Below are 19,571 nucleotides of genomic sequence, written 5' to 3'. Positions count from 1 at the left end.
TGCGCGCGAGCGTGCTGACCATGGCCCGCGGCCGGCGCCGGCGGGTTCACTGAGTACATGAACAACGAAACGATCCTCGTGACCGGCGCGACCGGCAAGACCGGCAAGCGCGTCGCGCAGCAGCTGCAGGACCAGGGGATGTCCGTGCGCCCCGCCTCCCGGACCGCTGCCCCCACCCCCTTCGACTGGAACGACCGCACTACCTGGGCCCAGGCGCTCCAAGGCATCTCCGCGATGTACCTGGTCGCCCCCTCCCTCGGCAGCGACCAGGCGGCCGCCGACATCGCCGCCCTCGCACGCGAGGCGGCCACGGCCGGTGTACGGCGCGCGGTCCTGGTGTCCTTCCCCGACACCGGCGCATGGGGCTACGACAGCGTGCTCGCGGCCGAGCGGTCGCTCGCCGAGGCGGGCCTGGAGTCGAGCGTGCTGCGGCTGCGCTGGTTCCACCAGAACTTCCATGAGGACTTCCTGCGCGACCCGGTGCTCTCCGGCGACGTACGCCTCCCGGCCGGGGACGGCAAGGAGGGATTCGTCGACGCCGACGACATCGCCGCCGTCGCGGTGGCCGCCCTGACCGAGGACGGCCACGACGGTCAGGTGTACGAGCTGAGCGGCCCGCGGCTCATGTCGTTCGCCGACACCGTCGCGGAGATCGCGCGCGCCACGGGCCGGGACATCCGCTACACCCCGCTGACCGCGGACGAGTACGCCGCCGAGCAACGCGCCGTCGGCGTACCCGAGGAGTGGGTGCAGCAGCTCACCGCCCAGTACGACGCCATCGCCTCCGGCGCGCTTGCCACCCTCACCGACGACGTCTGGAAGGTCCTCGGCCGCCCGCCGCGCGACTTCGCCGAGTACGCACGTAACGCCGCCGCCGAGCAGGCCTGGGGCGCGTAACGCCTGGTCGACGCTTCACGCGGCCCGGCGGATCGCTTCCAGCGGATACGACGCCGTCCGGCTCGCGTTCCGGAAACGGTCGTAGAAGTCCTCCATCACCGCGGCGACGGGTGCGTGCCGGGCGAGGAGGTCAGCGATCACCGCCGGAAACCCGTCGTCCGGCGGGCCCGCCTCGGCGCAGGCGCGCACGAACGCCGCGCGCTCGCCCGCGTCATGTCCGTCCAGGGCGACGGACAGCCAGTTCACCAGGTGCGTGGCGGCGTAACTCCGGTCGTACGAGCGGTGCCGGTCGAAGAAGTCGGCTTCGTTCGTCTGCGGACCGTCTCGACCAGAAGCACCCCGCCGGCCTGCGAGACGACCCCACGGCCGTCACCCTGCACGCGCACACGCGAATAGAACCCGTCACGCTTCTTCACCTGGAAAGTGCCTCCGACAGCGGCAGGAACAGGGACCTCGACAATCCTCATTCTTGCTGTTCAGAGGCACTTTTCGCTTGTCCGCCCATCCGTCGGACACCGGGCTTCATGAAAAGCCGAGGTTAGCGAGCAGCGACAGGAAGGCGACGATGGCGCCCCCAACGATCCACGGACGCCGCCGACCGAAACGTGAAGCCGTTCGATCGGAAAGGCGACCCGCAAGCGGACACGCGATCAGGGACACTAGACCTCCGATACCGAGGATCGTCCCGAGAGCTCCCGTCGCGGCGGTGGCATCGTCGGTGATGTGTTGGAGCTTGAATGACATCGACACCACCGCTGGGGGTGATGAGTGCGAGGTACAAGCCGAAAAACGCCTGGCCAATGCCGGAACGTATCGACTCGGGGTCGACACGGACGTCGAGTCCTCAAGCCGACCGCCGGTCAGAGGCGGTGCGCTCGAGACTGGCGTCGTCGCTTGAGAGGGCTGGGTGGGCAGCGAGTCGATGGGACCTTCTTTGTCGCATCAGTCTCGGCACCTCGCTGGCGAGGAGGTCGTGCCGCTGAGATGCGGCGGACCACTACATGCTGACGATTCGCCACCATGGCACCGAGTACTTTCGCGCAAAGCGACTAGCAGCGTCGCGCCCGGTCATCGCTCGGGCAACCTTGAGACCGTGCAACCCGCTCGCCTCGAATCTTGGCGTCGATCCGGAAACCAAGGCCCTGCCGACGACGACCCGCCACACCTGCCACCGCGCCGCCAGCTTGCCGCTGACCAGGCCAGATGCGCTCAAGCCCGGCAAGGTCGACACCCTCGACAAAATCGAGACCACCTGAAAGAGATGGCGACTCCGGCCGGCCTGGTGCGCGAATTTGCTGCCCTACTCGAGCCAGCCGAAGGTCAAAACGCCGGGCTGACCAATGGATGACGACGGCGTGCGCGGCGGACGCTGGCTCAGCTGCGCTCCTTCAGCCAGGACCTGAAGATCGACCGTGCCACAGTCGACGCGACGGCGACGATGCCCCTCAGCGAGTGACGGCCGGCCCCGAGATGATGGGCTCGAACATGCGCCGGAACCCGGCGATGGCATTGGCTGCGCCGGCTGGGTCATCCGGCCCCAAAGCGACAATCTGAAATACGATGCCTTCACCAATCGCGTAAACGGCACGCACGAGTTCCATGTCGGGCTCTAGGCCCATGTCCTTCAGGGACTGCTCGGTCAGGGACCAGTAGTTTTCGTACAGCGACTTCACGTACGGGCGCAGGCTCTTTCGCTGTTTAGACTCGAGGATCAACTGGTACTGGAATGCGTGCACCTGTGGGGCGATCTTCACCGACTCGACCAGGGTGTCGATGTAGCCGTGTGCACTGTCGACCTCACGCAGAGGGGCAAGACTGATCTCGAGGCACCGCGAGAGTGCCGCCTCGAGGACTGCGTCGATCGATTCGAAGTGGTGCTGGACTGACCCGTGCGTGACACCTGCCTTGGCAGCTAGTGACCGGTACGTCAGACGCGTCAGCCCGCTCTCTGCCACCAGTGCAATCGCTGCGTCGATCAGAGCGTCACGGCCGCCCGCGGATCTCTCTCCCACCAGATCCCCCACAACCACTCCTCTAACACCGTCCACTTTCGAGTTCCGCACAGGCTACACGACCTCGCGTTTCATACGCAGGGCCCTGGCAGACCGCACTGGCCCTGGCCCTGGCCCGGCCCCGGGTCGGTACCGGCTCCACGCCTTACCCGAATCGGTTCAGACCGGAAGGGTCGTGAGGTCGACACGGCTGCGGACCTCCTTATACGGCGTGCGGGCAGTCACAGCGCGGATCTCCCGCTGTGCGCTACCAGGATTACCCCAGACGACCGTCACTTCGACACCCGGCCGCGTGTGCTCGATGTCGAGCACGGCGTGGGAGATCATCTCCCGGAAGTGTGCGCTGTAGCCGCGGGAACTGGTGTTGCCGACTACCTTGCCGTCGACCAGCACCTTGTCGAAGTACAGGTATCCGCGCGGGTCCTGCGGCATTTCCATGAAGTCGGGGAGATCGCCGTCCGGACGGAAGTAGGAGGCGAACACGTCGACGACGTCGTCCGAGTTCCACTTCAGCGTGCAGAGCGCGCGCTTTGGTGAGGCAACCTCCGACCGGAGCGCCTCGTCGCCGCGGAACGTGTGGTCGAAGTTGATCCGGTTCGCCCAACCGAGCTCCACGGGGCTGCGGTATAGCTCGGCGAGGTCTTCAACCTCGTAACTGCCGGCCGTAGCCCAGTACAGATCATTGAGGTCCGCAGCCATTTCGCCCATCTCAGCGAGGTAGCCGGCGCCGTCCTCGTCGAAGATGGCCGGAAGATAGTCGAGTAGGAGGGTCGGGTAGCCGGCTTGCAGGTGATTGAGCATTCCGACCCGTCCCCCCATCTCGCGGATGCCGTACTCCTGACCGGCCTCCACGATGGTCTGCCAGATCTTTGGGCCATCCTCGTTCTCGACCTGGACCTCGAACCCGATCTCGCCGCTCATGCCCTGGCGCAGGATCCGCACGTCGACGCCCGCGATCGTGGTGTCCACGTTGCGCATGTACTTCATCTGGCGCAGCGGGGCGTCTGTGAGCTTCTCGAGGATGTAGAGGGAGTTGGGTCCCTGGACGTGGTACTTGTCCTCCTCCACGAACTCCATCTCGACCTTGTAGTCGCCGTTGCGCCGCCAGTGGTCGGCCCAGAACGTGCTGTAGGCCAGCACCTCTTCCTCGCCGGTACGGGTGAGGATACCCTCCTCGACCACTTTGCCGTCGCGGTTGGTATGGATGATGTGCTTGGACTGGCCGATCGCGAACTTGTTCATCGTGTTGACCGAGCAGTCAGCGAACAGACGCAAGACATCCGGGCCGGTGTACCGCAGGGTCGGCGTAGCCCGGGACCAGTTGCCGATGTAACAAGTTTCCTTCCACGATCGCTCCTCCTCCACCCAGTCGGTGAACTGGGGCGGCCCCCAGATCTCACCGTGGTAGCGCGGCAGCTTGCGCCTGAACTCAGCGGCGGTAGTCGGAAGTGATTCGCTGCTCATCTGAGCCTTCTTTCGGGACGGGTTACGCGGTCAGGATGGAACGGTTAGGTCGGCTGATCGGGAGTGAGCCGACCGGGAGATCAAGTCGTGGAGTAGCTCAGCCGCTCACAGACGTCATGCCCAGTGAGGTCGACCAGCGTCGACCACTCCCGGTACGCCTCGGAGGCGACGCCGGCCTCGGCACCAGCAGGATTGGAGTGAACGACAATGTCGCGCCAATCCTCGGTCCCGTCGACGGCCAGGAGGGTAGCGCTGACGAACCCCGGCAGCTGAGTTGCGAAGTCTCGCTCGAGCTCGGGCCGGAGAGCCAGCAGTCGCTCACTGGCGCCGGGCTTCGGCCGCAGATAGGCGGTTACTACGGTGAACTGCTCGGACACGGTTCTCCTTGCATAGTGATAGCGGAAGTTTCTGCCCTGATTTAGACGAAGCGATTCTGCGGGCGTGAGAGACCGAGGTTCTCCCGAAGGGTTGCACCGCGGTAGTCCTTGTGGAAAAGTCCGCGCGCTTGCAGCTTCGGCACGACCTCGTCGACGAAGATTTCCAGTGAACCGTTGGCGTCGGCAAAGGACACGTTGAATCCATCGGCCGCGTTCCCAGTGACGTGCTCTTCGATGTGGTCGGCTACTCGGTCCGCGGACATCGCGACGGCGTCGAATCGCATCGCGACCAGCGCCAACTCGCGCACCGTGAGGTTCTGCTCTCGCGCCATGCCGAGGTAGTAGTCCTGCATGGTCTTCGACCATGACTCGGTCTCCGGCACGTCCGGGACCGGTCCGTCCAAGTCGTGCGGGGTCAGGTCATAGTCGATGAGACCCTTGAGACGTTCGATGCCGATCCGCGGATCAGCGAGCGCATCGATGCGCGCGAGCTTCGCGTCGGCCTCAGCTTGGGTGGATCCCACGACGATGCCGAGAGAGGGCAGAACTTTCACGTCGTCAGGATTTCGACCCTCGTCAGCGGCCATCCCTTTGACCTTCGCGTACAACTCCTTGGCGGCATCAAGCTCGAGTCCGTATGTGAACAGGAGCTCGGCAACCCGTACCGCAAACGCCAGGCCACTCGTCGAGGAACCAGCTTGGGCGATCACCGGGTGTCCTTGCGGAGGTCGGCTGATGTTGAGCGGCCCCTCGACTGAGAAGTACTTACCGACATGGTTGAGCGAGTGGAGCTTGCCAGGCTCGAAGAAGAGGCCAGAGTCCTTGTCGCGCCTGAAGGCGTCGTCCTCGAGACTGTCCCAGAGGCCACTCACCACGTCGTAGAACTCTGAGGCGCGTTCATAGCGCTCCTCGCGCTCCAAGACATGGTTGTTGAAGTTAGGTGCCGCTTCACCTGTGGACGTCACGACGTTCCAGGCTGCGCGCCCCCCAGACAGGTGGTCGAGCGAGGCGAACATTCGCGCGATGTTGAACGGTTCGCTGTAGGTGGTGCTCGCCGTGAGAGCGAGGCCGATGCGGTCGGTGACCATAGCCAGCGCCGAGAGGAGCGTAAAGGGTTCGTAGCGCGCCGCGTTTGATGTGAGCGCGAGGACCGCCGGGTCCTTCTCCATTGCCTGCGCCAGGCTGTCAGCCAGGAAGAAGCAGTGAAACTTCCCCCTTTCGGCTGTCTGCACCATGCCTTTGATGCGCTCCAAGTCCATGGCGGGATCCGCGGGTGCATTCGGGTCCCGCCAGGCGCCGGGGTGCATGCCACCCCACGCGTCGACGATCACCGACAGGACTGCTTCGCGTTTGGCCACTGTTCCTCCAGGTCGTGCTCGCGACGTGTCACGGGTACCGCTCGGCGACACCGCCTCGTGCTGTCAAAGTGCTCACCACGTGCGTCCACGCACGAGCGAGAGCTCATCTTCATTGGGCTTGGGTTGAGTTCGGGTTGCTGGGTCTAGCTGGGGAAATTGTTTTCAGTCGAACACCACGGTCCGCACACCCACGAGAACAACGCGGTCCTCTGCGTGCATACGCACGGCGCGTGAGAGCACACTCCGCTCGGTGTCACGGCCGATCTCAACGAGCTTCTCCGCCGTGTGACTGTGTCCGATCCGGTGCACGGCTTGCTCGATGATGGGACCCTCGTCAAGGTCTGCGGTGACATAGTGCGCAGTGGCGCCGATCAGTTTGACGCCTCGCGCATAGGCCTGGTGGTAGGGCTTCGCACCCTTGAATCCCGGCAGGAACGAGTGATGGATGTTGATGGCGCGCCCGGCGAGCACACGACAGAGATCGTCGGATAGGACCTGCATGTACCGGGCGAGCACGACGAAGTCGATGTCGTTGTCCTCGACGAGGTTGACGAGCTCCGCCTCGGCTTCCCGCTTGGTGTCCATGGTCACAGGGATGCATACGAACTTCAGGCCCGCGTCCTCCACGATGCCGCGAAGGTCCTCATGGTTCGACACGACGACCGGGATGTCGACCGGCATCTCGCCGCACTTCCATCGGTAGAGCAGGTCGACCAGGCAGTGGTCGTACTTCGACACCATGATCAACGCGCGTCTGCGCACAGCCGCGGGCCGCATGTTCACGTGGGGAGCGAACGGCGCAGTTCCATCCAACACGCTCTCGCGTACAACGTCGAGCGACTCCGGGGACTCGAACTCCGTCCGGACGACGAAGGTCCCGGTTTCGGGGTCCGAGAACTGTTGACTGTCGGTGATGTTTCCCTGCGCACGGACGATGCTCGCACCCAAGGCACGTACGATCCCTGGCCGGTCCAAACAGGTCATGGTGAGGACGTAACGTTCCACGGCGCGCTCCTAGAGATTCGGATCTGGGCCCCGTCGATCATGCCGGGGCATCTACTGCATGTCGGCGGCCGGCGTACGCCATGCGCTACCCGTGCCGACGAAATTCGTGAACGGCTCGTCGTGCCCAGCCGAGCTTGGGCGACGCACCATCTGACGTACATTACACACGTAATGTTGCGGCCCGTCAAGGAGATTTGGAGATCTGCGTCACTTCGATAGTGATATGACGACGGGCCGTCACCCGCGTGGGATGACAGCCCGTCGTTATGCCCCGGTCCGTCGACTAACTGGCGTCGTGATTCGTTTCAGCGGCCGGGTAGGGTCGGATTCGCTCATCGACGCCGTCGAGATGGGCCGTGCGGACATCCCGGAGATAGCCGCCCTGGACGAAACTGGGCGTTGGGACATCAGCCTTTCGCTTCGTCGCGTACTCCAGTGCCGACCTGTATCCGTGCTGCTCGGCCTCTGGTTCTGCCCACAGGGGTCGGCCGTTCGGGCGGAAGTGCGGCAGGACCTGCTCGGAGAAGATCGTGAGGCACTTCTCGACCAGCCAGCGGTGCTTGATCCCCATGGAGAATCCCAGGAAGAGCCGACCTGCGCCGGTGTCTGCGATGAGCTCCTGAAGCTTGGCCGTCACCGTCTCGGGTGACCCTGCGACCAGCCAATTGTTGTCGACAAGGTCGTCATAGGTCATGGACTTCGTGTCCAGGCTGAAGCCGCTACCAGTGATTCCGCGGTAGGACTTTGCGGACGTGTACCCCGGAGGAAACTTGTCGTGCAGTGGCGCCTCGAAATAGTTCTGGTAGTTCCACAAGATGCCGGCCTCGCACTCGCGGCGCGCCTCCGCATCCGTCTCGGCGACGTGGATCTCAACGACCACCGCACATTGCTTTGGGTCTGGTTCGTAGCCCTCGCCCCGACAGAGGTCCCGGAAGCGGTTCATCACTGCAATCATGGCTCGCCGCTCGTTTAGGACGGTCTGGTACGTATACCGCCGTTTTGCCGCCAACTCGAGTGTCTCCAGCGAGCCGCCGCCGGGCAGGTTGAACTCGATCGGGTGGGCCGGCCGCGGCCAGATGTTGACGTAGTTGTGGTCGAAGTACTTCCCGTGCCATTCGAAGGGTCCCGGCTCCGTCAGCGCCTTGACCAGGAGGTCGTGCCCTTCCGCGTGGCGTTCGCGGGCTGTCGCGGGGTTCATCCCGAGTGAGTGGTACTGGGCGCCAAGTCCGATCGGCAAGCCCACCAGCAATCGTCCCTTCGACAACACGTCTGCGAGCGCAATCTCCTCGGCCAGTCGAACTGGCGACTGGTAAGCATTCATGAGTGGCCCGTTGACGAGCAGCTTGATGCGGTCGGTCCGTGCAGCCAGCCACGCAGCCGCCATCAGCGCATTCGGCACCGAACCGATCGGACCGTTGTGCTGCTCGGTGAAGCCTGCCCCATCGAGCCCGAACCGCTCCATGCTCGCCAGTAGTTCCAACTGGGTTTCGAGGACACGCTGCCCGTGGATCGGGTCGTAATGGCTGTTGGGGAGGTCCACGTAGGCGGTCTTCTTCGGGCGGTCACCCGCGTAGGGGATGTTCGGATATCCACCTTCGACAATTCCGTAGAACTCCACCGGCTGCTCGCTCATCTTCTCCACTTCCTCTCACTCGCCTCGACGGGCGACGTGCTTAACGATCTCGGCGACGAGGTCGGCGGGCTGCTCCATAGGCAACCCATGCCCGGACGCCTCGCCACCAGGGCCTCGCACCGTCACCAGGCGAGCATGCGGCAGGAGCTCGACATACCTCTGGCCTTGGCCGTTACCAGCCAGCCGGTCGTCCTCGGCGGCGACCACGAGGGTCGGGATCTTGACCCTGGCCAGTCGGGTGTCAAACTTCCGCTCATACCGCGGGTTCCACATGAGTAACGCCGATGTGCTGTTCTCCTGATACTGGTGAACCGCGTCAGCGAGTGGCCCCTCTTGCTCGAAATCGTCGGCGTAGCGCTCGGCCCGACCGTTGAACATTCGGTCCGCCTCTTCCTCAGCCGTGAGGCGGAAGAGGTCCACGAACTCGTCGCTCTCGGCCAGCACCCCAATCGGAGTCACCAAGGCGAGCGACTTGAAGCGGTCCGGGTAGTACACAGCCAGGTTCGCAGCCAACCAGCTGCCGAGGGACGTGCCGACCAGATGGAAGTCAACAAGCCCGAGTGTCCGGAACAGGGCGTCGTAATGGAGGACGTAGTCCGCCCATGAGTCTTGATCCGAACCGCGGGGGGTGTCGCCGTACCCGGGGTGCTCTGGGGCGATGACATCGAAGTGTTCAGCCAACTTCGCGTGCAGCGGCGTCCAAGCTCGCGTGCCCCCGCCGCCATGCAGGTAGACGAGCGTCTCTCCACGGCCACCACGGCGGAATGCCGTGGGGACGCCTTGCACGTCGACGATCTCAGGGACGGTCCAGCCATCCCAAGCACGACCTTCGAATGCACTGTCCTGCACTGACGTCACTTCATATCCCTTCTCGAAACGATGGTCTGGCGCACGATCCACGACGACGCATAAACCAAGCGCCATCCCGATGATGCGAACTCGACTGCCGGCAGCGCACCGACGAGTCGTGACTCCCATTTCATCGGATCATACATTTGTAATGTCGAGGCTGCAATGGACGTGGTCAGCCGCCCCATTGCAGCTCCGCAGCGTTGAGGGTGTTGCGGAGTAACATCGCGATTGTCATAGGGCCCACGCCGCCGGGCACAGGCGTGATGAAGGACGCCTTGGGCTCGACCTCGTCGAAAGATACGTCTCCGACGAGGCCGTCCGGCGTCCGGTGGATACCAACATCGACGACCGTTGTTCCCTCGCTCACGTGCTCGGCCCCGATGAGCCCGGGAACGCCGGCGGCGGCGACCAAGACCTGCGCTCCCCGCGTGATCGCCCCGAGGTCTCGGGTCCGGGAGTGGGCCACCGTCACGGTCGCATTCGCCTGTACGAGCATCTGGGCGAGCGGACGACCCACCAGGGCCGAGCGCCCCACAACCACGACCGACGCGCCTTCGAGGGTTATCGGTAGCCGGGCTAGAAGCTCCATTACGCCTAGCGGCGTGCATGGTCGCAGACCATGCTTCCCCTGTGCCAGCAGGCCGGCGCTCAGGGTCCCGAGGCCGTCGACGTCCTTCACAGAGGGGATCCGATCGATCAACGGCTCCCGGTCCAGATGCCCGGGTAAGGGAAGTTGCAGGAGGATCCCGGACACCTCCGTGTCGACCGCAAGCGCATCGAGCAGGTCCTCGACCTCCGTCTGCGTGGCGTGCGCCTCCAGATGATGGTGCCGGTCGACCATGCCCGCAACCACGCAGGCCTTGCGCTTGCTCGCGACGTAGACGGCAGACGCGGGGTCGCCGCCCACCAGCACCGTGGCGAGTGCCGGCCGAATTCCGGTCCGGTCCACGAAGTCCGCCACGTCGCGCCGGACGTTGTCCCGAACGTCCTGAGCAATCTTCTTGCCGTCGATCAAGGTAGCCATAGTTCCCTCTCTCAGTGGTGGAGTTCTCGTTGTCGGGTGGCCGGCGCGGGCGCGACCAGTCGGGGAAATAGCCCCCCGGCATTCCCGTAGTGGATCGCCTCTCGCGTCGCGGGTGGCAGATCCAGGCCGTTGAGACGCTTGACCGTGTCTGCCATCTGTCCAGGGGGCCCAAAGGGGTAATCCGTGCCAAAGAGAATCTGGGTGTCCGGCACGAGCGCGCGGAGCGCGGCGAAGTGAACGTCGTCCGCAGAGAGAGCCGTATCGAAGTAGAGGGTTCGGAGCAGATGCCGCAGATCGCCCCCCACCCCGTCGCCAAGCCTGCGGTTGTTGCGTAGCAGGACCTCCAACCGTCCGGCCAGGTAGGGCAGGGCCCCTCCGGCGTGGGAAAAGATCCACCGAATCGACGGGCGGGCAGCCACGGTTCCCGATACGAGCAGCGACGCGATCGTCCTGGTGGTGTCGAAGGTGAACTCCAGCATCGACGGCGCCATGCTCGCGACGTCTACCGGATTCGCCGGCGAGGTCGGATGGACGAAGACCACCGCTCCTCGGGCATCGAGGTGCTCGTGCAACGGTAGGTACGCGGCGTCACCCAGGTAGCGGCCGTCGTAGCTCGACAAGAGGCAGACGCCTTCGGCCTCGAGGACGTCAAGGGCATGGTCCACTTCAGCGATCGCGGTGTCTACATCGTGCATCGGGACGGTCGCGAACATACCGAAGCGCGTTGGATGACGACTGACCATCTCCGCCGCAAGATCGTTGCAGCATCTAGCCAGCCGAGCCGCGTCCGCTGCCGGCAGCGTGGCCAGGCCCGGCGAACTCACGGAGGTCACTGCGGAGGCGATACCTGCCGCGTCCATCAGGTCCAGCGAGTCGGACTCACTCCACTTCGGCAGACGACCCGACGAGCCCTGCGATCCGATGACACCAGCGCCCACGGCCGCGACGTACTCTGCGGGCAGAATGTGGTGGTGGACGTCGATGTGGCCCCGGATTGACGTCATGTCGAAGGCACCGGTGTGGGCGGAAGCGTCTCCGCGAGATCGGTCATGTCGACGGGCGTCGTCGTGTTCGTCATCAGCACCTTGCGGCGGAAGTACCTCATGATCGCGCTCGGCCCCATGCGGGACTCGCCGAGACCGGACATTCGGAACGAGCTCTTCTCGGCATCCAGCACAATAGCCGTCGTCAGGGTGGTGTCCTGAAGGCTGATTCCCCCGGCGTCGATGCGTTCGCCGATCCGGCGCGCTTCCGCCTCGTCCCCGGCGATCACGGCGCCAGAGAGTCCAAATGAGGTGTCGTTCGCCAGCCGAACTGCCTCCTCCTCGTCGTCGTAGGGCATGACGGGGATGACGGGCGCGAAGGTTTCCTCGGTCATGACGTCCATGTCGTGACTGACGTCAACCAGAACGGTGGGGCGCATGTACACGCCTCCCCCGTGCTGCTCGCTCTTGCCGCCTGCGAGGATCCGCGCACCGCGGCTTACTGCGTCGTCGAGCTGGGCGTCCGCGATTTCTGCCTGCCGCGCCATAATGAAGGGCCCGACGTGTCCGTGGGAGTCGTCGGGATAGCTTAGCCGGACCTCCTCAGCTGCTTGGACGAGGCGCTCGACGAACGCCTCGTATCGGCTGCGGTGGACGTACACGCGCTCGATGGAGTGGCACACCTGGCCGGTGGCGAAGACGCTTCCGCGGACCACGGCAGTGACGGCCCGATCGAGGTCTGCGCTTGCGGTCACAACAACAGGGTCCTTCCCCCCGAGCTCGAGGAAGCACGGGATGAACCGGCGCGCGCATGCTTCGGCCACCTTGCGGCCGGTCGGCACACTGCCCGTGAAGCAGATGGCGTCGGATCGCTCGATGAGGGCCTGGCCCGTCTCCCCCGCGCCCTGGACGAACGCGAACACCTTGGCCAGTTCGGGGACGGCTCGGACGGCCTCCATGAGGGGCGCCGAGAACCGGGGCGCGAACTCGCTGCATTTCACCACGACAGAGCAGCCAGCGAGGAGGGCAGGGATCGCGTCGACGGTCGAGAGGAAAATGGGCTGGTTCCACGGACTGATTACGCCGAGCAAAGGATAAGCGCGCAGCTGCGACCGGAAACTGACATTGGTCCAGATCGTCGAGACTCCCTCTCGCGCGTTGCCGGCGATCAGGTCCTCGGCACGGTCACACCAGCTCCGGATGCCGTTGATGGTGGCCGCAACCATGTCGCCCGCCAAGCGGAACCTGCCGGTGTCAGCGCTCTCGGCAGCCACCAGCGCCTCACGTCGCAGATCCATCTGGTCCGCCCAGCAGCGCAAGACCGCAGAGCGGTGGGCCACTCCGGCGGCTTCCCAGGCCTGCTGCGCCGAGCGGACACCGTCACAGATTTCGTCCAGCTCGCTAGCAGACGGTGGCTGGATCTCATAGTCGTACTCACCAGTGCGGGGGTTACGGACCGCAATGACAGGGGCAGCGGGGGACATCTCACTCCTCAGTTTGGGCTGGCGCAGCTCAGGCGTCGAGAGCCGCACGACGGGTGGCATCGGACTTGTACGGAACGGGCCGAACGGTCGCTCGTATCTCTGTCTGGGGCTCGTCAGGGTTGCCCCAGAGCACAGTGACCTCCGTTCCGGGCGTGCTGTGTTCAAGGTCGAGGAAGCTCAAGGCGAGGGCCTTGCGGAACGTGATGCTGTAACCGGGATATACGGAGTGCCCGATCTCGACGCCGTCTTTGAGGACCTTGTCCACCCAATTGAATGAGTACGGCGAGTGCGGGACCTCGAAGAGGCGGTACACGTCGCCGCTGTCGAACATCGAGGCGTAGATGCGCTTCATGTCTTCGGAGTCGAACTCCAGGGTCACGCCGGTGCGTTTGGGGTTGGCCAGCTCGTTGCGGAGTGCTTCGGCCCCGATGAACTCATGGTCGAACTTGATGTACCGGGACCATCCGAGCTCGACTGGACTGCGGTAGAGGTCCTCGATGCTGTCGCCGTCCCAGCTGCCCGTGAAGGTCGGATTCCAGGCATATCGCATGGGACCTTCGAGCCATGTGCCCACCCACTCAGGGGGCAGGTTGTGATCCATGAACGCTCGGTAGTCCTCGTTGCCCTCCCCCACCAGCGCGGGGAGATAGTGAACGGTGGCTGTTGGGAAGTACGATTCGAGGTGGTTGATCTGCATCCAACGCCACCCACGTTGCCGAATGCCGTGCTTCTCGCCGGCCTCGAGCACAGCCCGCTCGAGGGCTTCTTTCTGCGTGATCGGGCCGTGCAGCTCGAACCCGATGTCGCCGCCCATTCCCTGCCTCAACACCATCGCGGGCAGGCCCGCGATGCGTGCAGGCTTGGTCCACATGAACTTCAGGTCCCGCAGCGAGGTGTCTGAGATCTCCTCAAGGATCTCGAGGGCCTTTGGGCCAGACACCTGCAGCTTGTGGGTACTGGGGAATGTAGCCGTTGCGTCATAGCCGCCGGTCTTCATCTTGAAGTACGTCCACTGCGGGCTCGTGGCATTGAACTCGAAGTCCTCCTCGCCATGGCGCATGAGCACTCCCTCGGTGACGACCTTGCCGTTCTCATCGCACTGCACGCAGTGCTTGGCCTTGCCGACCGGGAAGTCGATGAAGCTGTTGATCGAGGTGTCGGAGAAGACCTTCAGCGCTTCGGGACCTTGAACACGAATGGCCGGAACGTACGACCAGTCCCCAAGGTAGGCCGTGTTTTTCCATCCCCATTGCTCGTCCTGCCAGCCGGTGTATTCGTGCTGGCCGTCGCGCTTGCTGAACTGACTGGGATGGCTGCCCCGGAAAGCCCGAAACTGCTTGCTGTCGGTCATGAATGCTCCTTGCACTTGTGGTCCGACCACCCACCGAAAAGGCGGCGGCCAGGTCGTCAGGGCCAGAACTCACCGCTGCCGTTCAGTCATTCGAGACTGCGGATGAGCCCTCGACGATGAAGCCGACATTACAGGTGTAATGTGAGGTCGGTCAAGCGAGAACCCGTCGTTACAAATGCTTCCCGCCGTCCACGAGCAAAGTGGTGCCGGTAGCGATCCGCAGGTGCGTGACGGCGCCGATAACGCAAGTCGCAACGTCGTCGGGGTGTACGACCACCCGCAACGGCGTCGTCGCAGCCTGGGCCACGATCTGGTCTCTGCCACGGCCCCCCACGAAGTCCGTATCGACCGCAGCCGGTGCGACACCCAGGACGCGGACCTCCGGACCGAGGGCTCGGCCCAGGGACATCGTCAAGTTGTCCAGTGCTGCTTTCGACGCGCAGTAGGCGATGTTGCTGCCGGACGCCGTCAGCCCGGAGACGGACGACACATTGATGATCGCAGCGTCCCCAGTTGCCTTGAGGAGCGGGACGAAGGCACGGATGACGGCGTAGGGCCCGGCGACGTTGAGGCTCATAAGCGACTCGAACAGCTCGGGCGTCATGGTCTCCAAGTCGTTGTGCGCGACGCGCTTGGTTGTCCCGGCGGAGTTCACCAACACGTCGCACCTTCCGTAGATGTCCGAGACAACGGCTGCAACCGCCGCCAATGCCCCCGCGTCTCCCAGCGGTATCTGCATGGCTCGGTGGTTGTCACCGCCAAGTCCGGCCACGATCTCCGATGCACGCTCCGCGCCTCGGTGGTACCCCACGACGACCGATGCGCCAGCTCGACTGAGCGCCCGGGCGATGGCCGCACCGATGCCGCTGCTCCCGCCCGTGACGACGGCAACCTTGCCGGAAAGGTCAAAGGCTCCGAGCGCACCCTCGCGAATTGACTGCTCCACGCTACGCATCTCGGCGGTCATCCCAGATGCCCCGTGAAGCCGGCGGCTCGGTTCCCGAGCGCAACCAGCTGGGAGGGCCTGTTCGTTCGCACTTCGCGTGCACCTCCGAACGCGCGCGCAGCCCAAATAGCTCCGGCGCCGATCATCCGCAACGGTTCCGGCTCCCACCGACGAGGCACCATGTTCGTCCACGGAAGACGAGTCAGGTCGGTGTCACGGCCCAACACGAGGTCTCGCATGGTCCGACCCGCCAGGTTCGAGGCGGCGAGCCCTTCTCCGACGTATCCTCCGGCCTCCCCCAACCCGGTTGACGGATCGAGGCTGACGTGCGGAGCCCATTGCCTGGTGGTGCCGAAGACCCCCTGCCAGCTGTTCGCGACCTGTACGCCCTCCAAGAACGGGAAAAGCCTTACCAGCTCGGCGACATAGTGGGCCACCACCTTAGGAGATGCTGGCCCGTCAGCGTCGGTGCGAGACGCCCAGTGGTAGGGCACCCGCGGATCGTCTCCGCCGATAGTCAGGCGGTTGTCTGTGGTGAACTGAAGGTGGAGGAACGGATGCTCAGCAAGTAGTGCTTCGTGGCCGGTCCAGCGCAACTGCTGCAACTGGGACTCGGTCAGCACCTCCGTGGCAAGCATGGAAGTGTGGATCGGGACAACCGAGCGCCGCTCCCCCTCTAGGGACCCGGTGTACGCCTCCGTCGCTCGGATGATATGACGCGCCCGCACCGTCGCCTGGGCGGTGTCGGCTCGGCCCGGCTCGATCCGCGTTACCTCGGAGCTCTCGTAGATGACCCCGCCGTGACGTTCGACGGCGACAGCCAAGCCCCGCGCAAGACGACCGCCGTCAACACTGGCACAGTGAGAGCTCCACCGCGCGCCCAGCGCGCTCTCCACGTTGATTCGATCCAGAACCTCGTTGCGGTCGAGGAATCGGGAGTCCTCCGGGCCGAAACCGTAGTCCCGGTCCTCGGCGACCCCGGCCTGGAAGTTGCGCGCCTCCAACGGCGTCCGCGCGACCATAAGGATGCCGTTGGCAGCGTAGTCGCAATCAATTGATTCGCGCTCGACCACCTTGCCGATCTCATGAACGGAGTTCTGGATGGCGCGTTCCATCCTCACTGCAGCGTCACGCCCTCCTCCTCGCCTAGCCCAGAATTCGCGGGACCCGTTGACCTGGGCAACCACCGCCCCACCATTACGGCCAGATGCTCCGTATCCGGCGACCTTGGCCTCCAGGATGACGACACTCAGGCTCGGATCTGCAGTGAGTAGCTCTAACGCCGTCCAGAGACCGGTGTATCCAGCACCAACGATCGCAACGTCAGCTTCGCGATCCTCTGTCAATGGTGCGCGCTCCGGGATCGGCGCCCCGTGGGCGTCCTCCATCTGGCGCCACCAGTGCGACAACAGCGACTTGTCCATGGTGTTTCTCGACTTTCTAATCGGTCTGGGTCGAGCTGAGCGCTCGACCGAGTCATTCGGAATGCATCGAACCTCTGTGTGCAACCTCAGCCGTAGGCGCGGGCCCGCTCGCGTTCTGCGACCGGGTCAGGAGCAGCCTCGGCTAGCGCATGGTTCTCCACCGCTCCACCTCCGCTGGACTGGCACCCGCGCAACGCGACGGCAGCGAACTGACCCCTTGGTCCGGCCCGGCAGACGCGCTCGAGGGCATGAGGAGTCGTCGGACGCGCAGATCACTGAGCACCCGGCCTCATCGCGGTGGGAAGTGAACGAACCGCGAGCACCTCCTTACGGGCGACGTGCGCGATCGCGAAGACCGAAACCGCTGGCGCCGCCATGTCGACCGGCGAAGAGCTAGTCATTCCTCACCGACTCGCTGGGCGCCGCGTAGGTACCGGGTCGCGAACCGAAGTGGCCGAGCTTCTCGGCGACCCGAACGGCCAAGACATTTGCCCGAACGTCATGGACCCGCAGCCAGGACACCTGGCCCGCGAGGAGAGCGCCGGCAGCCGCTGTCGCCACGTCACGCTCATCCATCGACGCCGCGAGCTCGGGATCGGAGTCCGAGCTCGCCAGAAAGGACTTCCGCGATACGCCGACGAGAAGTGCATGTCCCAGTTCGGCGAGAGTGTCGACGGATTCGAGCAGGCGCCAGTTGTGATGTGCGTGCTTGGCAAAACCGATCCCGGGATCGAGAACGATCTGCTCCCGCTTGACACCGCGGGATACGAGCTCGGAAACTCGAGCCGAAAGTTCGCGTCGCACCTCGGCGACAACATCGCCGTAGGAGGCCCGTCTCTGCATCTGAGCACTGTGACCACGCCAGTGCATCACTACGTACGGAACGTCTAGACGAGAAACCGCAGCAGCCATCTGTGGATCAGCCAGACCGCCGCTGACGTCGTTGATCATACGAGCCCCGGCCGCAACGGCAGCTTCTGCCACACATGCGCGCGTCGTGTCGATACTGACTGAGACACCAGCACTTGTCAGCGCCTGGACGACTGGCAAGACCCGCTCCATCTCGACCTCGGCGGGGGTCCGGCTCGCTCCCGGACGTGTCGACTCACCGCCGACATCGACCATGGCAGCGCCCTGCGCGGACAGCAGGAGGCCGTGCTGGATCGCAGCCGCTGCCGCTAGATGTCGGCCGCCGTCCGAGAACGAATCCGGAGTGACGTTGAGAATGCCCATGATCCGGCACGTGGCGCCCCCAGCCAGACTCTCGGGCACGCACCTGGGAATCAGTCTCACCATGCCCTCGCATTCATCGAACCGCCCGGACCATCCACATTACACTTGTATTGTTCGAATGTCAGCGACTCCAAGGAGTGAATACGATGAATCAATCCATAGAGACGTTCTTCGCACGGATGTCAGCGCGGCACTCTCGGTGTTTCTGGCTGGACGGCGCCGGCGGTCGAACATGGTCCGGAAGCCGCTCGATGATCGGATGGCTCGACGATGCGGACGTCTCGATCAGCTTCAACGCATCGTCGCGCCAGGTGACCCGCCACACCGGGGCAAGTTCCGAGACCGTTGGCGACGACGTGTTCAACGCCCTCGAGCACGAGATCCAGTCCGGCCCCCCTGACGCTCAGTGGTTCGGCTACTTCGGATACTCGAGCCGAGGCGACCTCCCCGCGCACGTCGACACCGAGCAGGCCGACGCAGTCTGGATGCGGCCTTCTCGCGTCCACGTCTTCGAGCATTCCCCGATCGACCCCAGGCTGCGCGCCCGCTCATCTCCCGCACCGGTGATGCCGGATCTCATCGACCCAAGAGAGTATCGGGCCGCGTTCGCCGCGGTGCAGGAGCAACTCCATGCTGGGAACAGCTATGAGGTGAACCTAACATATCGCGTGACGACCAGTAGCCCAGTGAGTCCGACCGCTGCCTACTTGCGGCTTCGATCACTCAATCCCGCCCCTTACGCGGGCTTCATTCAGCACGACGTGCCCGGCGCACGCTCGTGGCTCTTAAGCTCCAGCCCCGAGCGTTATGCCCGGATAGGCGATGACCGTGTCATCGAGGCCAGGCCGATCAAGGGAACAACACCTCGCGGCCAATCCCAAGCAGAGGACCAGCAACTCCGCGAGCAACTAGCAAGAGATCCGAAGTTCCGGGCCGAGAATCTCATGATCGTCGACTTGCTGCGAAACGACCTTGCAACCGTCTGTCAGTTTGGGACGGTCACAGTACCTGACCTGATGTTTGTGGAGTCCTATGAATCCGTGCACCAGTTGGTGTCCACAGTGCAGGGCCAACTGCGGCCCGACATGACGACGGTAGGGGCGATCCGTAAGCTCTTCCCCGCCGGCTCCATGACCGGCGCCCCGAAGCGACGGACGATGGAGATAATCCGCAGCGTCGAGCCCACTCCGCGTGGACCATACGCTGGGGCGTTCGGCTGGATAGGCGCGGACGGCCGCGCAGACCTTGGGGTCGTCATCCGGTCCCTGACGACCGCAGGGGACGGCCAGTGGCGGCTAGGCACAGGGGGCGGCATCATCGTCCACTCCACTGTCGAGGACGAGCTTGCCGAGTCGTCCTGGAAGGCCGCGCGACTGCTGGAAGCCCTTGCAGGCTTCCGGAAAGATGAGCACTCAACGGTTGGAGTGTGATCACGTTGGAGGACAAGTCGCTATCAGGAAGCTGGGTGGTGGCGGGAATCCCGAAGGCGCCGACCCCGCACGCTGCAGAACTGCAGGTCCGCAAGAGT

General features: G+C 64.4%; 18 protein-coding genes and 1 pseudogene. 3 read left to right on the top strand and 16 right to left on the bottom strand.

Annotated elements, in window-relative coordinates:
* Nucleotides 1-57: 57 nt before the first annotated feature.
* Complete coding sequence (locus ABTW65_RS01875; RefSeq protein WP_350658078.1) at nucleotides 58-897, top strand: NmrA family NAD(P)-binding protein; 840 nt, start codon at nucleotides 58-60, stop codon at nucleotides 895-897.
* Nucleotides 898-912: 15 nt separating this feature from the next.
* On the opposite strand, the gene ABTW65_RS01870 is transcribed toward ABTW65_RS01875, so the two are convergent.
* Both ABTW65_RS01870 and ABTW65_RS01865 read right to left on the bottom strand, forming a co-directional pair.
* A complete protein-coding gene (locus tag ABTW65_RS01870; protein WP_350658077.1) occupies nucleotides 913-1,143 on the bottom strand; it encodes a hypothetical protein in 231 nt (76 codons plus the stop codon).
* Between the two features lie 303 nt (nucleotides 1,144-1,446).
* A pseudogene (locus tag ABTW65_RS01865) lies at nucleotides 1,447-1,641 on the bottom strand (MFS transporter); the annotation flags it as partial.
* Nucleotides 1,642-1,898: 257 nt separating this feature from the next.
* Here ABTW65_RS01865 and ABTW65_RS01860 point away from each other — a divergent pair.
* On the top strand, nucleotides 1,899-2,153 hold the full coding sequence (locus tag ABTW65_RS01860) for a hypothetical protein (protein WP_350658075.1): 255 nt from the start codon (nucleotides 1,899-1,901) through the stop codon (nucleotides 2,151-2,153).
* A gap of 189 nt (nucleotides 2,154-2,342) precedes the next feature.
* On the opposite strand, the gene ABTW65_RS01855 is transcribed toward ABTW65_RS01860, so the two are convergent.
* From ABTW65_RS01855 to folP, 14 genes are all read right to left on the bottom strand, one after another.
* On the bottom strand, nucleotides 2,343-2,921 hold the full coding sequence (locus ABTW65_RS01855) for a TetR/AcrR family transcriptional regulator (protein WP_350658074.1): 579 nt from the start codon (nucleotides 2,919-2,921) through the stop codon (nucleotides 2,343-2,345).
* Between the two features lie 147 nt (nucleotides 2,922-3,068).
* The gene (locus ABTW65_RS01850; RefSeq protein WP_350658073.1) at nucleotides 3,069-4,373 is read right to left on the bottom strand and encodes a hypothetical protein; all 1,305 of its coding nucleotides are present in this window, start codon (nucleotides 4,371-4,373) and stop codon (nucleotides 3,069-3,071) included.
* Nucleotides 4,374-4,453: 80 nt separating this feature from the next.
* The gene (locus ABTW65_RS01845) at nucleotides 4,454-4,750 is read right to left on the bottom strand and encodes a hypothetical protein (protein WP_350658072.1); all 297 of its coding nucleotides are present in this window, start codon (nucleotides 4,748-4,750) and stop codon (nucleotides 4,454-4,456) included.
* A 41-nt stretch (nucleotides 4,751-4,791) separates the two neighbouring features.
* Nucleotides 4,792-6,108, bottom strand: a complete 1,317-nt coding sequence (locus tag ABTW65_RS01840) for an LLM class flavin-dependent oxidoreductase (protein WP_350658071.1) — start codon at nucleotides 6,106-6,108, stop codon at nucleotides 4,792-4,794.
* Between the two features lie 162 nt (nucleotides 6,109-6,270).
* The gene (gene purU / locus ABTW65_RS01835) at nucleotides 6,271-7,113 is read right to left on the bottom strand and encodes a formyltetrahydrofolate deformylase (RefSeq protein ID WP_350658070.1); all 843 of its coding nucleotides are present in this window, start codon (nucleotides 7,111-7,113) and stop codon (nucleotides 6,271-6,273) included.
* Between the two features lie 283 nt (nucleotides 7,114-7,396).
* Nucleotides 7,397-8,746, bottom strand: coding sequence for an LLM class flavin-dependent oxidoreductase (locus ABTW65_RS01830; RefSeq protein WP_350658069.1), 1,350 nt, complete (start codon nucleotides 8,744-8,746; stop codon nucleotides 7,397-7,399).
* A 15-nt stretch (nucleotides 8,747-8,761) separates the two neighbouring features.
* A complete protein-coding gene (locus ABTW65_RS01825; RefSeq protein WP_350658068.1) occupies nucleotides 8,762-9,724 on the bottom strand; it encodes an alpha/beta fold hydrolase in 963 nt (320 codons plus the stop codon).
* 46 nt (nucleotides 9,725-9,770) lie between these two features.
* Nucleotides 9,771-10,613, bottom strand: coding sequence for a bifunctional methylenetetrahydrofolate dehydrogenase/methenyltetrahydrofolate cyclohydrolase FolD (gene folD, locus ABTW65_RS01820; RefSeq protein WP_502890532.1), 843 nt, complete (start codon nucleotides 10,611-10,613; stop codon nucleotides 9,771-9,773).
* Between the two features lie 20 nt (nucleotides 10,614-10,633).
* Nucleotides 10,634-11,626 (bottom strand): amidohydrolase family protein, encoded by a 993-nt coding sequence (locus ABTW65_RS01815; RefSeq protein WP_350658066.1) that lies wholly within the window; start codon nucleotides 11,624-11,626, stop codon nucleotides 10,634-10,636.
* On the bottom strand, nucleotides 11,623-13,089 hold the full coding sequence (locus ABTW65_RS01810; protein WP_350658065.1) for an aldehyde dehydrogenase family protein: 1,467 nt from the start codon (nucleotides 13,087-13,089) through the stop codon (nucleotides 11,623-11,625). Before ABTW65_RS01810 ends, ABTW65_RS01815 begins: the two co-directional genes overlap by 4 nt.
* 28 nt (nucleotides 13,090-13,117) lie before the next feature.
* Nucleotides 13,118-14,440: a hypothetical protein gene (locus ABTW65_RS01805; RefSeq protein ID WP_350658064.1), complete on the bottom strand. Its 1,323-nt coding sequence runs from the start codon at nucleotides 14,438-14,440 to the stop codon at nucleotides 13,118-13,120.
* Between the two features lie 169 nt (nucleotides 14,441-14,609).
* Nucleotides 14,610-15,407, bottom strand: coding sequence for an SDR family NAD(P)-dependent oxidoreductase (locus tag ABTW65_RS01800; RefSeq protein ID WP_350658063.1), 798 nt, complete (start codon nucleotides 15,405-15,407; stop codon nucleotides 14,610-14,612).
* On the bottom strand, nucleotides 15,404-16,810 hold the full coding sequence (locus ABTW65_RS01795) for an NAD(P)/FAD-dependent oxidoreductase (protein ID WP_350658061.1): 1,407 nt from the start codon (nucleotides 16,808-16,810) through the stop codon (nucleotides 15,404-15,406). Before ABTW65_RS01795 ends, ABTW65_RS01800 begins: the two co-directional genes overlap by 4 nt.
* Before the next feature lie 393 nt (nucleotides 16,811-17,203).
* Nucleotides 17,204-18,043 carry a dihydropteroate synthase gene (gene folP, locus ABTW65_RS01790; RefSeq protein WP_350658060.1) on the bottom strand — a complete coding sequence of 280 codons (840 nt, stop codon included), beginning with the start codon at nucleotides 18,041-18,043 and terminating at the stop codon, nucleotides 17,204-17,206.
* A 146-nt stretch (nucleotides 18,044-18,189) separates the two neighbouring features.
* On the opposite strand from folP, the gene ABTW65_RS01785 reads away from it, so the two are divergent.
* On the top strand, nucleotides 18,190-19,473 hold the full coding sequence (locus ABTW65_RS01785) for an anthranilate synthase component I family protein (protein WP_350658059.1): 1,284 nt from the start codon (nucleotides 18,190-18,192) through the stop codon (nucleotides 19,471-19,473).
* Nucleotides 19,474-19,571 lie beyond the last annotated feature (98 nt).

Origin of the sequence: Nocardioides sp. NPDC127503 (assembly GCF_040302165.1) — a bacterium.
In the GTDB taxonomy this organism is placed as follows: Bacteria; Actinomycetota; Actinomycetes; order Propionibacteriales; family Nocardioidaceae; genus Nocardioides.
This window is presented reverse-complemented; position numbering and strand designations above follow the sequence as displayed.

What these genes read in the sequence shown, in the direction of transcription:
- ABTW65_RS01875 (WP_350658078.1), top strand. Translation starts at nt 58, where the DNA reads ATGAACAACGAAACGATCCTCGTGACCGGCGCGACCGGCAAGACCGGC.
- ABTW65_RS01860 (WP_350658075.1), top strand. Translation starts at nt 1,899, where the DNA reads ATGCTGACGATTCGCCACCATGGCACCGAGTACTTTCGCGCAAAGCGA.
- ABTW65_RS01850 (WP_350658073.1), bottom strand. Translation starts at nt 4,373, where the DNA reads ATGAGCAGCGAATCACTTCCGACTACCGCCGCTGAGTTCAGGCGCAAG.
- ABTW65_RS01830 (WP_350658069.1), bottom strand. Translation starts at nt 8,746, where the DNA reads ATGAGCGAGCAGCCGGTGGAGTTCTACGGAATTGTCGAAGGTGGATAT.
- ABTW65_RS01825 (WP_350658068.1), bottom strand. Translation starts at nt 9,724, where the DNA reads ATGGGAGTCACGACTCGTCGGTGCGCTGCCGGCAGTCGAGTTCGCATC.
- ABTW65_RS01815 (WP_350658066.1), bottom strand. Translation starts at nt 11,626, where the DNA reads ATGACGTCAATCCGGGGCCACATCGACGTCCACCACCACATTCTGCCC.
- ABTW65_RS01810 (WP_350658065.1), bottom strand. Translation starts at nt 13,089, where the DNA reads ATGTCCCCCGCTGCCCCTGTCATTGCGGTCCGTAACCCCCGCACTGGT.
- ABTW65_RS01805 (WP_350658064.1), bottom strand. Translation starts at nt 14,440, where the DNA reads ATGACCGACAGCAAGCAGTTTCGGGCTTTCCGGGGCAGCCATCCCAGT.
- ABTW65_RS01800 (WP_350658063.1), bottom strand. Translation starts at nt 15,407, where the DNA reads ATGACCGCCGAGATGCGTAGCGTGGAGCAGTCAATTCGCGAGGGTGCG.
- ABTW65_RS01795 (WP_350658061.1), bottom strand. Translation starts at nt 16,810, where the DNA reads ATGGACAAGTCGCTGTTGTCGCACTGGTGGCGCCAGATGGAGGACGCC.
- folP (WP_350658060.1), bottom strand. Translation starts at nt 18,043, where the DNA reads ATGGGCATTCTCAACGTCACTCCGGATTCGTTCTCGGACGGCGGCCGA.
- ABTW65_RS01785 (WP_350658059.1), top strand. Translation starts at nt 18,190, where the DNA reads ATGAATCAATCCATAGAGACGTTCTTCGCACGGATGTCAGCGCGGCAC.